Source organism: Bradyrhizobium huanghuaihaiense (genome assembly GCF_007830635.1).
Classification (GTDB): domain Bacteria; phylum Pseudomonadota; class Alphaproteobacteria; order Rhizobiales; family Xanthobacteraceae; genus Bradyrhizobium; species Bradyrhizobium huanghuaihaiense.
Window position 1 is genome coordinate 651,982 of sequence record NZ_VLLA01000002.1, and the last position, 14,126, is coordinate 666,107.

Genomic DNA, 14,126 nt, shown 5'->3' on the forward strand with positions numbered 1-14,126 from the left:
ATGCATATCGAACCCGGCGTCGTGACGGGCGCCAAGCTCGTGTTGAGTTACGCAACCGGCATCGCCGCAGGCGGCGTTGCCTTGAAGCTCGCGGCCGAGACCGTGCGCGAGCAGGGCATCACGTCGTTCGCGGCGCGAACGCTGGCCACCACCGGCCTCGTCTTCACTTTCTTCGAGATCCTGCCGCACTTCCCGGTCGGCGTGTCCGAGGTGCACTTCATTCTCGGCTCGACCCTGTTCCTGCTGTTTGGCGCTGCGCCCGCAGCTTTCGGCCTTGCATTTGGCCTCCTGCTCCAGGGCGTGTTCTTCGAGCCCGCTGACATCCCGCAATACGGCATGAACGTCACCACGCTGCTGGTGCCGCTGTTCGCGATCCAGGCGATCGCCACGCGGATCATTTCGCGCAACACCGCCTATGTCGACCTCCGGTATCGCCAGGCGCTGGCGCTCTCGACGACCTATCAGGCCGGCGTGATCGCCTGGGTGGCGTTCTGGGCGCTCTACGGCTCCGGCTTTGCGATGAGCAACCTCGCCAACATCGCGACCTTCGCGGCTTCGTACGCGCTCGTCATCGTGATCGAGCCGCTGGCCGATCTCGCTGTGCTGGCGCTGGCGAAGTCGTTGCGCGGTGTCACCGCACCCGGCCTCGTCACTCCGCGCCTGCACAACGCGGCTTAAGAGACAAGGGGCGGCCGTCATGGCCGCCCCGTACGCCCGATGCTCACGCTCTTCCTGATAGGCATCGGTTGCGGCGATCCCGAGCAGCTCACGCGCGCCGCGACCCGCGCCATCAACGTGGCCGATCTCGTCCTGATCCCGCGCAAGGGGAGCGCCAAATCCGATCTCGCTGATCTCAGGCGGACGATCTGCACGGATGTGCTGACGAACAAGACGACGCGCATCGCCGAGTTCGACCTTCCCGTGCGTGATGCGGCCGAGTCGGACTACCGCAAGGGCGTGGATGATTGGCACGATGCCGTCGCGGCCGTGTGGTCGCAGACCATCGCGAGCCATCTTGGCGACGAAGGCAAGGTCGCGCTGCTGATCTGGGGCGATCCGTCGCTCTATGACTCTTCGCTGCGCATTGCACGGCGGCTCAATCCCTTGCCTGATATCGAGGTCGTGCCCGGCATCACCTCGATCCAGGCGCTGTGCGCGGCGCATGCGCTGCCGCTCAACGACATCGGCGAGCCGTTTCTGGTGACGACCGGCCGTCGCTTGCGCGAAGGCGGCTGGCCGCAGGGCGTCGACACCGTGGTCGTGATGCTCGACGGCGGCACAGCGTTCCAGTCGCTCGATCCGGCAGGCCTCCATATCTGGTGGGGCGCCTATCTCGGCATGCCCGACCAGATCATCATTTCTGGCGCGCTTGCCGAGGCGGGCCCGCGCATCGTCGCCCTGCGACAGGAGGCGCGCGAGCGGCATGGCTGGATCATGGACAGCTACATTCTCAAGCGCAGGCCGTAAGCGAGGCAGCATGCTCCCCGACTGGGTCACCCAGAAATGCCCCGACATCTCCGCCGCCCATCGCGACGCGGCGATCGCGCGGCAGGCGCAACTCACAAAACCGACCGGCGCGCTCGGCCGGCTCGAGCAGCTCGCGATCGAGCTTGCGGGCCTGCAGGCGACGGAGCAACCGCGTGCTGGGCGGGTGCCCATCATCATCTTCGCCGGCGATCACGGCATCGTCGCGCAGGGCGTGTCGGCCTATCCGCAAGGAGTGACCATTGCGATGATGGCGAATTTTGCCTCCGGTGGCGCCGCGATCTCGGTGCTGGCGCGCGAGCTCGGCTCAAACCTGGAAGTCGTCGACGCCGGCACGCTGGCGCAGGAGGCGATGCCTGATATCATCACCGACAAGCCGCGCAATGGCACTCGCGATTTCAGCGTCGAGGCTGCGCTCACGCCCGCGGAATTGGCCTTCGCCTTCGAAGCCGGCCAGCGCGCGGTTGCGCGTGCCGAGGCCAGCCGGCCCGACCTCCTGATCTTCGGCGAGATGGGCATCGGCAACACCACGACATCGGCGGCGATTGCCGCGAGCCTGCTCGGCATCAGCGCCGAGGAGATCGCGGGCAGCGGCACCGGCGTCGATGCGGCCGGTCGCGCGCACAAGGCGCGCGTGATCGATGCGGCGATCGCGCGTCATGGCGTTGCGGGTGCGTCGCCCGAAAGGATATTGTGTGCCGTCGGCGGGCTTGAGATCGCGGCGATCGCGGGCGCCATCATTGCGGCTGCGCAGCGCCGCATCCCCGTGTTGATCGACGGCTTCATCGTGTCGGTCGCGGCGCTGGCGGCCGTGCGGCTCAACCCGTCGTGCCAGCCCTTCCTGCTGCCCTCGCATCAATCGGCGGAGCAGGGACATCGCCTCGTGCTACGTGCGCTGAACGTGCAGCCATTGATCAGCCTCGATCTCAGGCTCGGCGAGGGATCGGGCGCCGCCATTGCGCTGCCGCTGGTGCGCTTCGCCTGTGCGCTTCACAACGGCATGGCGACCTTTGCGCAGGCCAATGTGCCTGACAGGCCTAGCTGACCCGCTGATTGACGGAGATCACCCGCCAGCCGGTGGCGAGCCGGTCGATCCGGGTCAGCGACAGCGGATCGACCACGAAGCGCAATGCCGCTTCCGGCGTGAGATCGAGCGCGATGCACAGCGCAGCGCGGATCGTGCCGGAATGGACGACGAGCGTTGCTGATCCGGCGCCGATCCGCGACAGTCCCAGCCGGACGCGCGCGACCTGATCCTCGAAGCTTTCGCCGCCCGGTGGTCTCAGGCGCGCGGGATCGCTCCAGAATTGCGCGTAGGCCTCGCCGCCGCTCGCAGCGAGCTCGTCATGTCGCCGGCCGGTCCAGTCGCCGAAATCCTGCTCGCCGAACTCGCGCACCGGATCCGGTTCGAGACCCAGCGCGCGCGCCGTCTCGATCGTGCGTCGCGCAGGGCTCGCATAGCTCGCAGCATCCCGCGGCAAGCGCGACCGCAGCGCTTCCAGCTGCGCGCGATCGGTCAGGTCCGCCGGTGCATCGGCGGCATGGATCGTCCCTTTGACGCCGTCGACGGGCGCATGCCGGATCAGCCAGAGGAAGGTCGCGCCTTCCATACTTATCTCCACGGAAGTTGGTCGCTGTGGCGATAACGCCGCAACTGGTACATTGACTCTGTCTTGCTGGTAATCCTAGATGCTCGCGACGGTTTCCCCGAGAGGGGATGAAAAGGGAATGCGGTGCGGGGACGTTGTCCCCAATGCCGTGGCTGCCCCCGCAACTGTGAGCGGATAATCCTTCGTCAGAAGCCACTGGGTCCTCGGTCCCGGGAAGGCGACGAAGCGGTCGTGACCCGCGAGCCAGGAGACCTGCCGTCAGCCGTGGTCACACGCGAAGATGTCGGTCGGGGAGTACAGACATTCGGCTTCATCGGAGGGCTGACAAGCCCAGGGTGAGACCTCGTTCGCTGTGACGTGCCACTGACGTCATACCGAGGTCCAAGACCGTGTTTTCCATCCGTATCGTACGACCGCGCAGCGTCCTGCTCGCCTCCGCCGCGTTCACATCCTTAGCCGCTCTCGATCCGCCCGCCGCGCTGGCGCAGCAGGCCCGCGACCCGCTTCCGCCCGTGGAGGTGTCGCCACCGCAATCCCGCAAGCCGGCCAAGCCGGCCGCCCGGGACGCCCAGAGCACGCGCCGCGCGGCAGCGCGCCGGCCGGCGACCGCATCCGCAGTGCCCAAGCCCGCCGTGCCGGCTGTAACGGCGCAGACGCCGCTTAACACCAATGTGGTCGCCGAAAGCGCCTCGCGGCTCGGACTGACCGTGCGCGAGATACCGGCGACCGTCGAAGTGATCTCGGCCGAGACCATGCGCGAGCAGGGCTACCGCACCGTCTCCGAGGTGGCGCAGGGCGCGGTCGGCGTCACCTCCGGCGACGCGCCGGGGGAGCCGGCGGGCTTCTCGATGCGCGGCTTCACCAACAGCCAGATCAACACGCTCTACAACGGCATCAAGATCGGCCCGCAGAACATGACCTCGCGGATCATGGATACGGCCAATCTGGAAGCGGTGGAATTCCTGAAAGGCCCGGCCTCGCTGATCTCGGGCGAGGGCGCCGCCGGCGGCTCGATCAACCTCGTCACCAAGCAGCCGCACACCGGCGCGATCCGCAACGAGGCGGACTTCTCGTACGACTCCCTGAACTCGTTCCGCGCGCATTACGGCTCGGGCGGCAGCACCAACGTTCAGGGCCTCGACTACCGCTTCGACATCAGCCGCTCCTCGCTGAACGGTTTTGTCGACGACACCTATACCCGGACGTTCGACGTCTCCGGCCAGCTCAACTACCGCCTCTCCGACAGCCTCAAGGTCTGGGGCGCGGTCGAATATCGCGAGGACCGCGGAAAGGCCTATTGGGGCGCGCCGCTGGTGCCGGTCGCCTTCAGCGGCCCGCACGCGACGGCCGGGATTGTCTCGGGCACCTACTTCAACAGGACCGACCTCGGGGCCGTCACGATCGACGACCGCACCTTCAACACCAATTACAATGTCCTCGACAACCGAAACGTGGCGCAGGAGGTGTGGCTGCGCGGCGGCTTCGAGCTGAAGCTGGCGCCCGACCTGACGCTGAAGAGCCAGGCCTATGGTTACGGTGCTGAGCGCTCGTGGTTCAACAACGAGATCGAGGCGTTCGATTCCACGAACAACCAGGTGTATCGTGAGCGCTTCTATGTCGCGCACAGCCAGCGCCTGGTTGGCAATATCACCGACCTGATCTGGGACGCCAATATCGCGGGCTTCGACAATCGCCTGGTCACGACGCTGTCGTCGAGCTATCTCGATTTCGTCAGACCGGGCGCGGCGAATTTTCCGTCTGATTATGTCCCGCTGGTCGATCCGCCGCGCGGCTATTACGGCTCGCTCGAGATCCAGCGGCAGACCGCACGGATCGACAACGAGGCGCTGTCGTTTGAGGACCGGCTGAAGCTGACGCGGACCTTTGCGCTGGTCGGTGGCCTCCGCGTCGAGCATATCGGGCTCGATCGCAATTGGACCGACAAGACCGGGCTGGAGAAGGCGGGTTTTCCGTACACCAAGGACTGGGCGCCGGTGACGGGACGCATCGGCTACACCTGGGAGGCCGTGCCCGGCCTGACCTTCTTCAGCCAGTACGCGACCGGTGCCGACGTGTCCGCCAACAACATCTTCCTGCTGTTGCCGACCCAGCCGCTCGACCTGACGACGTCGCGCACCTACGAGACCGGCGTCAAGCACCTGTTCTGGGACAACCGGGCGGAGTGGTCGTTCTCGGCCTATGACATCCAGCGCAAGAACGTCTATGCCGCGGCCGGTGGGCAAGCGCTCAACATTGCAGGGCGGCAGGAATCGAAGGGCGTCGAGCTCGCCGCCGCGGTGCGGCCGATCGAGCCCCTCCGGCTGTGGGGTAACATCGCCTATGTCGATGCGCGCTATGCCGACTACAATTTCGTCGGCGGCTCGTTCTCGGGCAACACGCCGCCGAACGTACCGCGCATCGTCGCCAATGCCGGCGCGTCGTACCGGTTCTTCACGCCGTGGCCGGTGGAGCTCGGCATCGTCGGCCGGCACGTCGGCGATCGCTACAACACCGACGCCAACACAGTGACGATGAACGCCTACACCGTCGGCGACGTCTACGCCTTCGTCGATATCCCGAAGACCGTCTTCAATGCCGTCGACCAGGCGCGCCTGACCTTCCGCGTGCGCAACTTCACCGACAAGCGCTACGCGATCTGGGGCGATCCGTTCTATCCCGACCAGATCCTCTTGGGCGCGCCGCGCACCTACGAGATCTCGGCGGCGTTCAAATGGTAGGGCGCTGACCGCATGATGGGCGCGATCGTCCTCTCGCATCGCTGGCTCGGGATCGCGTTCTGCCTGCTGTTCGCGATGTGGTTCGCGAGCGGAATCGTGATGCACTTCGTTCCGTTTCCGTCGCTGACGGAAGCGGAGCGGGTTGCCGGGCTCGCGCCGGTGGGGCGCGCGCAGGCGACCTTGACGGTTGCCGATGCGGTGACTGCGAGCGGGATCGCCGATGCTGCGCGTGTTCGCTTGATCCAAAGAACCGACGGGCCGGTCTACATCGTGTCGGGGCCCTCGCGCCTGCGCGCGGTTCGTGCTGCTGACGGGCAGGATGCCTCAGTGTGGTCGCCTGATGTTGCGCTTGCCATCGCAATGGCTCATGCGCGTCAGCGCGGGCTCGATGCCGCGCATGCGGCGGTCGTTGCGCAAGCGGACCACGACCAATGGAGCGTACCGAACGGCTTTGACCGTCACCGACCCTTGTTTCGCGTGGCCCTCGGCGATGCGGCCGGAACGGAGGTCTATGTCTCCTCGCGCACCGGCGAGGTCGTGCTGGACACGACGCGACGCGAGCGCGGCTGGAATCTCGCCGGCAGTGTGCTGCACTGGATCTATCCGACGGTCCTCAGGAGCAACTGGGCGCTGTGGGATCGTGTGGTCTGGACGCTGTCGCTGCTGGCCCTGATCGCGGCGGTGCTGGGCGCGGTGCTCGGGATCGTGCGCGTGAAGATGCGGGGACGCCAGATCGCGACGCCCTATCGCGGCTGGCACGCCCTGCATCACGTCATCGGTCTCGTGGCGACGGTTTTCGTGCTGACGTGGATCTTCAGCGGATGGCTCTCGATGGATCACGGCCGGCTGTTCTCGCGCGGGCAGCTGACGTCGGCCGAAGCCGGCGTGATCGATGCTTCGCCGGACTGGACGACCGCTCCATCGCCGGAGCGGAAGCCGCTATCGTCCTCGGCACGTGAAGTCGAATGGTTTGCGTTTGACGGCAACGCCTATCGGCGCGAGCGGATCGATTTCGACAAGCAGGTTGTAGTGTGGCCGGATGGTGGAGAGTCGGAAGGCCTCGGCGTGCAGGCGATCCTGAGCATGATGACGCGGCTCGCGACGGGCTGCGACGTGCCCTCCATCCTCGCGGATGACGACGACTATCCCGCACAGGCCATCGTCGCCGGTGCTTCCGTCTACCGCTCCCGATGCGGCGATGTCTGGTTCGACATCGACGGTGCCGATGGCCATGTGCTGCAAAGGCTGGATGCGTCGCGGCGGGCCTATCGTTGGGCCTATGGCGCGCTCCACACGCTCGATTTCCCAATCCTCAACGCGCATCCGCGCTTTCGCGATGTGCTGATCGTCGGCCTTTGCGCGCTCGGGCTGGTGTTCTCGATCACCGGAATTGTCATCGGCTGGCGGCGGTTGCGTCGATCTTTTGCCGGCTAGCACGTCCGATCAAACAAAAAGTGCGAAAACAACCCCATGCACAGTAGCCGGTGATAATGGAATCAACGGCTTACGCAGGCATCGCCGCGATTTGACCCGTCGGGCAAAACAGGGATATATTGCTATTATTCCGAAATTGCCGAAAAGCTGGGCTGTCTACCTACAAGCCCGGCGGCATCACGTAACTGGTGACCTACGTCCGCGTTGCTCCAATAGCGACCAAGTTCGTGGGGCAGCGCAGTCTGTCGCGATGGGCCACAACCGGACTCGGACTTTCCAAGATAACAGGCTTTCATCGACCTACTGTTTATTACGGTCCTTGCTTGATCGCCTTGGAGGGACGAGCTCGGGGTGGGCTGAGACAACTGCGGCCTGTAAACACGTGAGCAGTTCGACGTAACTTTGCGTCTCTATCGACGCAGTGCCCTCGCAACGATTGCGAACATCACTGGGACTGGTCGCCCACAAAGTGCTTATTTGTTGTCGCGCCTGCTTTTCGTCTTTCATGCAGTCCGAGAAACTCTGAACGGCAGTCAGTCCCTGTGCTTTGGCATTGTCTACTGTTGCCTTGCACAGCGCCTCCACATTCAGCACCGGAACCTTATCAGAGACGGGTATCGGGACCGGTTGGCCCACCAGGGCCAGCGATAAGAATGCAATCTTCATTTTCCGTCCCCTGCAAATGGACGTTCCTGCTTCGCGAGCTCCGCAGGTCCAGAAAATCACCTTTGATCCGGCGCAAGGCTTCGTAGCTTCCATGCCTGGAGCGGTGAAGCGAAGGGGGGTTATATCGAGCCCGTTTCACGCCGAAGAGTGGACTCTAGCGGACATGCCGGGTCGGCCGGTTGGAGACATCACCTTTAGCAGGTAACCCCCGTTGCGCAGCGGCGCACCGCCCGTCGATCCGCTCTCCGCGCAACGCCAGCGACGCTCGTTGCAGTTGCCGGTCTTCCTACTCGGGCGTAAGCATTGTCCGACGATAGGGACAACCCCTTCTCTTGCGACCACTGAACCGAAATCGGGGCGGCGCACAATATCGTCGCTCCCACCAAAATTGCGCCAAACATGCTCATCTTTTTCATGAGATTGTCCTCGTCAATAGTGATAGTTGCGGGTTCTGCATGCGAGATTTCCAGATCTTCGTACTTGATCCAAATCAAGCGATTCAAATTGCTTGACCTGTCAAGGCGACCGCCCGACGCAAGTGAGAAGCCAAGGGCCACCCGCTTGGTAGTTGACCCCTTCCGAACGCGAAGGCCTTCGTTTCACCAGTTCCAGCCGCCGTAGTAGCGTGGAATCAGCGTCGGTCGTCCGGTGACGTAACTGCGGTTGGCGTAGCCGCCGGAATAGTCGGCAGGGTAGCCGCCAGCGGCATAGGAGTCGCCGTAGTAGCGCGGAACTAGCGTTGGCCGTCCGGTGACGTAACTGCGGTTGGCGTAGCCGTCGTAAGAGCCGGCAGGGTAGCCGCCAGCTGCATAGCTGCTGCCGTAGTAGCGCGGAAACAGCGTTGGCCGCCCGGTGACGTAGCTGCGATTGGCGTAGCCGTCGTGGTAGCCAGGACTGCCGTAATAACTGCCATAATAATTGCCAGGGTAGCCCCATCCGGTGTCTACACGAGGGCCGCCATGGTAGTACCCAAAAGGTGAGGTGGCCGCTACCGCGGCCGTCCCAATCGCGCCGGCCGCCAAGCCAGCACCGACCACACCGGCACCGTAGCCGTACGCAGCCCGCCGGTAATGGCGACGCGCAACGCCGGCACCGCTAAGGGGTGTCAATGGGCGACCAATCCGCGCCTGCGCGCTCTCAACTGACAGCGAGACACTGCTCTGTTCAGACCAGCTGAACGAGAGCAACGTCGCGCACACGAAGGCCGGGGTTGCAATTGCAACTTTGCTAAGACTCATCTGCTTCATGGACGTTCTCCACTGTCCACTAAGCCTGCCCCATAGAGTTGAATGCATGGTCGCTGTTGGAGGGCATTGCGCCAGATGAACGGACTTCGACGGAGCTGCTCGCTTTAGGTCAGTTAGAAGTGCTGACGCATTGGAGACACCTCTTGCTGGGCGCTTAGGGCGCGTCAGCGTCAGCTATCGGTCTTTTTTGACGGTTTCAGCGTAGATTGTCGGCCGGCTGATATCCGCTTCTACCTCGTAAGCGTCTAACCGGAGCCTGCTCGGAAGCGTTGCGTCCGGCCAGACCCGTGTGATTCAAGCTTCCAAACTGGGGGCGAATCATGCGCCACGATTCCCCGATTATGAATGGCTTGCCATCAAGCCAACTGCGCCTCGATCTGCCGCGCGGCGCGCAGCAGCGTCCGATCCTGGCCGCGCCGGGCGATGATCTGGAGGCCGAAGGGAAGGCCGTTCGCGTCGGCCCCGCAGGGGAGTGAGATCGCCGGCAGGCGGGCGTGATTGACGAACGGCGTGAACACGGCATGCGCGCGCGGGCTCGCCGCGCGGCCGCCGATCGTGTCGGGTCCCGCTTGCGTGAGCGGCCAGGCGACACAGGGGACGGTCGGCGTGAGCAGCAGGTCGACCTCGGTGAAGAAGGCCGCGAAGGCATGGGCGATCGCGGCGCTCGCGATCAGCGCGCCTGCAACGTCGGTGCCCGACCACGACAGCCCTCGCTCGATCTGCCTGGCGATGTCAGGATCGAAGACGGTCGGATCCTTGCGGAAAGCGTCGCCGTAGAGCGCGGCAAGGCCGGCATGCTGGAGCGGCATGATGGCTTCTTCCGTTGCACCGGTCGGCCAGACGGGATCGCGTAGCATGATGCTGAGGCCGGCGGCGGAGAGACGCGAGATGACGGAAACGAGCCCGTTGGCGACGACGTCGTCGACCGCGACGTCGAGCCCGAGCCGCGGCGAGAAGGCGATGCGCAAGTCCACGATGTCCTCGGCTTCCTGCGCGATGACGGCCGCATCCGGATCGCGCGGATCGGTGCCGGCCATGATCTCGAAGGCCAGCGCGATGTCGGCGACATCGGCGGCGATCGGTGCGATGACGGAGAGGCCGAAGAACGGCTCGGCGAAGCCGGGCCCATAGGGGATCGCGCCATAGGACGGCTTGAAGCCGGCGACGCCGACATGGGCCGGCGGCCTGCGGCTGGAGCCGCCCGCATCGGTGCCGATCGCGAGCGGCACGAGACCGGCGGCGACGGCCGCGGCCGGGCCGCCCGATGAGCCGCCGGGTGTCAACGCGGGATCGAGCGGATGCCGTGTCGGTCCGAACAGCTGCGAGATGGTGACGCCCTTGCTGGCGAATTCCGACGTCGCGCCGATGCCGACGATAACAGCTCCGGCGTTGCGCAGGCGCTCGACCGCAATCGCGTCGCGCGGCGCGATGAAATCGGCAAACAGGCGCGAGCCTTGCGTGATGCGCCAGCCGCCGACCCAGATGTTGTCCTTGACGATGACGGGGACACCGGCGAGCGGCATGGTCTCGCCGGCACGCAGGCGAGCATCGACCGCGGCGGCATCGGCGAGCGTGCGTTCGGGATCGACCGTGACGACCGCGTTCAAGGCCCTGGCTGCCTCGATCCGCGCGAGCGCGGCCTTTGCGGTCTCGACGGCGCTAGTCCGTCCAGCCGCGACATCGGCCGCGATCTCGCGGGCGCTATTTGTCGGCTTTGTCATGGCCTCCCCAGATCAGCGCCACTGTGCCACAGAGGGCGAGACACGCCAGGGCGAAGAAGGCCACGCCGAGGCTGGCCACGCCGTCCAGGATCGACACCAGCGCCGGCGCCGCGAGGAGCCCGGCATAGGACGCGGTGAGCACTGCGCCGGTGGTCTCGCCGATCCGGTCCTGCGGGGCGAGGCGGGCGATCTCGGCGATGAAGACGCCGTTCCAGCCCGACGCCGTCAGGCCGAACAATGCAGCAACAATGAATTGCCCGTTGCGGCCGAGCGATGCGCCGTCGAGGCCCAGCAGCGCGGCACAGAAGGCCATGCCAAGGCCGATGACGATGAGCACGGCGCGTGAGGCGTCGAGGCGCATGGCGACGTAGCCCCAGCCGAGCCGGCCGACGAGGCCGCCGGCTTGCGCGCAGGCGAGCGCCATGCCGGCCTCGATATGGCTGAGACCGAGCTCGCGCGTGCCGAGCGTGACGAACACCGTGTTGAGTGACACCTGCATCGCGCTGAACGGCATCGAGGCCAGCGCCAGCATCGCGATGCGCCGGTCCGCCGTCATCAATGCCAGCCGCGCGCGGAGATCGAGTTTTGGGGGCGGGACGAGCTTGCCGGCGTAGGCCGGCCGCAACCATTCGAACAGCGCGATCGCAAGCAGCGCGCAGAGGCCCACGGCCGCATAGCACCAGGCCGGCCCGAACGCGATGGCGATCGCGGGCAGGGCCAGCGAGCCGCAGACCGCGCCGATCTGGTTGCCGGTCTGGCGCACCGAGAAGACGAAGGCGCGCCGCTCGGCGGTGACGAGCCGCGACAGCAGCGCCGCGCTCGCGGGCGTCTCGGGCCCCATGGCAAGGCCGAGGCAAAGGCCTGCGGCCAGCAGGGCGGCGCTCGATCCGAGCGACGCCAGGACCATGCCGACGACGATCGCCGCCGCACAGAGACTTGCGATCCGCAGCGAGCCGACCCGCGCGATGAAGCCGCCGCCCCAGAACGAGGCGGGGATGCCGACCGCGAACACCGCGCAGGAGAACATCGAGAGCTGCCAGACCTCGATATGGGCGCGAGGCGCAACCACGCCGGGCGCGAACAAGGCCAGCGCGACGAGGGCCTGGAGCGCGGTCATCGCCCCCAGGGCCGGCAGCAACGCGGGTGCTGGCCGAATGGCAGTGTTTCCGTCTACCATAACGCTGCGCTCATGGGAGGAACATTGTGGCAGGCGGCATTTCCATTCACGCGGTCGATGTGGCGAGCGGGCGTCCGGCGCAGGGGCTGCGCGTCGAAATCTGGCGGATCGATCCGGACTCGCTGCGCATCGCCGACGGGCGGCTCGGTGCCAATGGCGTGCTCGATCATTCCGTTGCGCAAGGCGCAGGCGTGACGGCTGGCGAGTACGAGGTGCTGTTTCATCTCGGCGAGTTCTTTGGCGAGCGCGACGGCTTCCTGACCGTGACGCCGTTCCGCTTCCGCATCAAGAACGTTGACGAGCATTTTCATCTGCCGCTGAAATTCACGCGCTGGGGCTATTCGCTGTTTCGCGGTGCCTGATCAGTTGGTCAGCCGCCGCGACAGGCCGGTGATGCGCTCCATCACCGCGACCAGCGCGACGGTCGCGATGATCAGCACGCCCGACAGCGCGGCGATGGTGACATCCAGCTTGCCCTCGAGATCCTGCCACATCCGGATCGGCAGCATGTCGGTCGCGGCATCGCGCAGGAACAGCGACACCGGTACGTTGTCGAAGGACGACATGAAGGCGATGAAGGCGCCGGCGATGATGCCCGGCCGGATCAGCGGCAACACGATGCGGCGGAACGTGTAGAGGCGGCTCGCGCCGAGCACCGCCGAGCTTTCGAGCAGGGTCGGCTCGAGCTGAGCGAGCGCGGCGACCGTGTTGCGCACGACATAGGGCACGCACACAACCGTGTGGCCGATCACCAGCGTCAGCGGCGACACCGGCAGGCCGACCAGCGAGAACAGCATCAGCGCAGCCAGACCAAAAGCCAGCGCCGGCAGCACCAGCGGCGACATGAAGAGGGAATCGAGCAGCCGCGCCGACAGCGTCCGCGACCTGGAGATCGCGAGCGCCGCGGCGACGCCGAGGACGACGGACAGGCTAGTTGCCCACACGGCCACGATGAGACTGTTCTTGGCCGCGAAATGCAGCTGCCAGGCATTCCACAGCTCGGCGTACCAGCGCAGCGAATAGCCGGGCGGCGGGAAGCGCAGCGAGAAGCCGCTGGTGAAGGAGACGATCAGAACCACCAGCGACGGCGCGATGATGATGGCAAGCGCGATCACCGCGATCACGGTCATGACGAGCTCGAAGCTGATCGCCTCAAGAGTGCGCTTGCGGCCGCTCATCATGCGCCTCCATAGCCGCGCGACATGCGGCCGAGCGTGGTGAAGACCGAGACGACTGCGAGCACGGCGAGCAGGAAGATGATCGAGATCGCGGCCGCGAACGGCCAGTTCTGCAGCGTCGAGGCCTGCTGGTAGAGATACATCGGCATGAACAGCATCTGCCCGCCGCCGACCAGCGACTGGGTGATGAAGGCGGTGATCGCGGCGGCGTAGGTCAGCGTGCAGCCGGCGATGACGCCGGGCAGCGACAGCGGCAGCACGATCCGGAAGAAGGTGCGCCAGCTTCCGGCGCCGAGCGAGCAGGAGGCATCGTCGAGATTGGGATCGATGCGGCCGAGCGCGGTGATCAGCGGCAGCGTCATCAGCGGCATCTGCACCTGCGCCAGCGCGATCACCACACCGAACTGGGTGTAGAGCAGTTTTAGCGGCGTATCGATGACCCCCAAGGATTGCAGCGTGGCGTTGATGATGCCCTGGCGGCCCAGGATGACGATCCAGGCGAAGGTGCGGACCACCACGCTGGTCAGGAGCGGCAGCAGCACGATCAGGATGATGATGGTCTGGAGCTTTGGCCCGACCCGCTGATACAGCCAGGCGATGGGAAAGCCGAGCACGAGGCAGACGGCCGTCACCTCGGCGCCCAGCAGCAGCGTCGAGCCGAGCACGCCGAGGCTGAAGGGATCGGTCAGGAAGTGCAGGTACTGGCCGAGCCCCCAATGGAGCCCGGCCGTGTCGTTGTGCAGCGAGAGCCAGAGCAGTTGCAGCAGCGGCGCGACGAAGAAGAGCAGGAAGAACAGCGCCAGCGGTGCTGCCAATCCCATTCCGTAGGACGTGACGTCCCGTGATGCCGGTGCTGCGCCCATGGCTTAA

General features: G+C 65.7%; 13 protein-coding genes and 1 riboswitch. Of the genes, 6 read left to right on the forward strand and 7 right to left on the reverse strand.

The annotated features are described in order from the left end of the window. Genes IQ16_RS07000 through cobT form a run of 3 tightly spaced genes read left to right on the forward strand, consistent with a single transcriptional unit; the run spans position 1 to position 2,530 of the window. Positions 1 to 678 (forward strand): energy-coupling factor ABC transporter permease, encoded by a 678-nt coding sequence (locus IQ16_RS07000; RefSeq protein WP_018647623.1) that lies wholly within the window; start codon positions 1 to 3, stop codon positions 676 to 678. Between the two features lie 39 nt (positions 679 to 717). Continuing rightward, positions 718 to 1,467: a precorrin-6A synthase (deacetylating) gene (gene cobF, locus IQ16_RS07005; protein ID WP_018647622.1), complete on the forward strand. Its 750-nt coding sequence runs from the start codon at positions 718 to 720 to the stop codon at positions 1,465 to 1,467. 10 nt (positions 1,468 to 1,477) lie between these two features. Continuing rightward, complete coding sequence (gene cobT / locus IQ16_RS07010; RefSeq protein ID WP_018647621.1) at positions 1,478 to 2,530, forward strand: nicotinate-nucleotide--dimethylbenzimidazole phosphoribosyltransferase; 1,053 nt, start codon at positions 1,478 to 1,480, stop codon at positions 2,528 to 2,530. On the opposite strand, the gene IQ16_RS07015 is transcribed toward cobT, so the two are convergent. Further along, positions 2,523 to 3,095, reverse strand: a complete 573-nt coding sequence (locus IQ16_RS07015; RefSeq protein WP_018647620.1) for a histidine phosphatase family protein — start codon at positions 3,093 to 3,095, stop codon at positions 2,523 to 2,525. The two genes, cobT and IQ16_RS07015, sit on opposite strands and share 8 nt — an antisense overlap. 72 nt (positions 3,096 to 3,167) lie before the next feature. Continuing rightward, positions 3,168 to 3,369, forward strand: a riboswitch (cobalamin riboswitch). Positions 3,370 to 3,484: 115 nt separating this feature from the next. Here IQ16_RS07015 and IQ16_RS45050 point away from each other — a divergent pair. Both IQ16_RS45050 and IQ16_RS07030 read left to right on the forward strand, forming a co-directional pair. Continuing rightward, a complete protein-coding gene (locus tag IQ16_RS45050) occupies positions 3,485 to 5,833 on the forward strand; it encodes a TonB-dependent receptor (protein WP_018647619.1) in 2,349 nt (782 codons plus the stop codon). Positions 5,834 to 5,845: 12 nt separating this feature from the next. After that, positions 5,846 to 7,267 (forward strand): PepSY domain-containing protein, encoded by a 1,422-nt coding sequence (locus IQ16_RS07030; protein WP_018647618.1) that lies wholly within the window; start codon positions 5,846 to 5,848, stop codon positions 7,265 to 7,267. Between the two features lie 300 nt (positions 7,268 to 7,567). Here IQ16_RS07030 and IQ16_RS07035 read toward each other — a convergent pair whose 3' ends face one another. From IQ16_RS07035 to IQ16_RS07055, 4 genes are all read right to left on the reverse strand, one after another. Then, positions 7,568 to 7,933 carry a hypothetical protein gene (locus tag IQ16_RS07035; protein ID WP_018647617.1) on the reverse strand — a complete coding sequence of 122 codons (366 nt, stop codon included), beginning with the start codon at positions 7,931 to 7,933 and terminating at the stop codon, positions 7,568 to 7,570. A 599-nt stretch (positions 7,934 to 8,532) separates the two neighbouring features. Further along, positions 8,533 to 9,180: a hypothetical protein gene (locus IQ16_RS07045; RefSeq protein WP_018647615.1), complete on the reverse strand. Its 648-nt coding sequence runs from the start codon at positions 9,178 to 9,180 to the stop codon at positions 8,533 to 8,535. 356 nt (positions 9,181 to 9,536) lie between these two features. Beyond that, the gene (locus IQ16_RS07050; RefSeq protein ID WP_145831324.1) at positions 9,537 to 10,901 is read right to left on the reverse strand and encodes an amidase; all 1,365 of its coding nucleotides are present in this window, start codon (positions 10,899 to 10,901) and stop codon (positions 9,537 to 9,539) included. Next, positions 10,882 to 12,078 (reverse strand): MFS transporter, encoded by a 1,197-nt coding sequence (locus IQ16_RS07055; protein WP_026312750.1) that lies wholly within the window; start codon positions 12,076 to 12,078, stop codon positions 10,882 to 10,884. The genes IQ16_RS07050 and IQ16_RS07055 overlap by 20 nt, the downstream gene beginning before the upstream one ends. Before the next feature lie 26 nt (positions 12,079 to 12,104). Between IQ16_RS07055 and IQ16_RS07060 the strand changes: the two genes are divergently transcribed. Further along, a complete protein-coding gene (locus IQ16_RS07060) occupies positions 12,105 to 12,440 on the forward strand; it encodes a hydroxyisourate hydrolase (protein WP_026312749.1) in 336 nt (111 codons plus the stop codon). On the opposite strand, the gene IQ16_RS07065 is transcribed toward IQ16_RS07060, so the two are convergent. After that, entirely contained in the window at positions 12,441 to 13,256 is an 816-nt protein-coding gene (locus IQ16_RS07065) for an ABC transporter permease (RefSeq protein WP_026312748.1), read from the reverse strand. It lies immediately after the preceding gene. After that, positions 13,256 to 14,119 carry an ABC transporter permease gene (locus IQ16_RS07070; protein WP_018647611.1) on the reverse strand — a complete coding sequence of 288 codons (864 nt, stop codon included), beginning with the start codon at positions 14,117 to 14,119 and terminating at the stop codon, positions 13,256 to 13,258. The genes IQ16_RS07065 and IQ16_RS07070 overlap by 1 nt, the downstream gene beginning before the upstream one ends. Positions 14,120 to 14,126 lie beyond the last annotated feature (7 nt).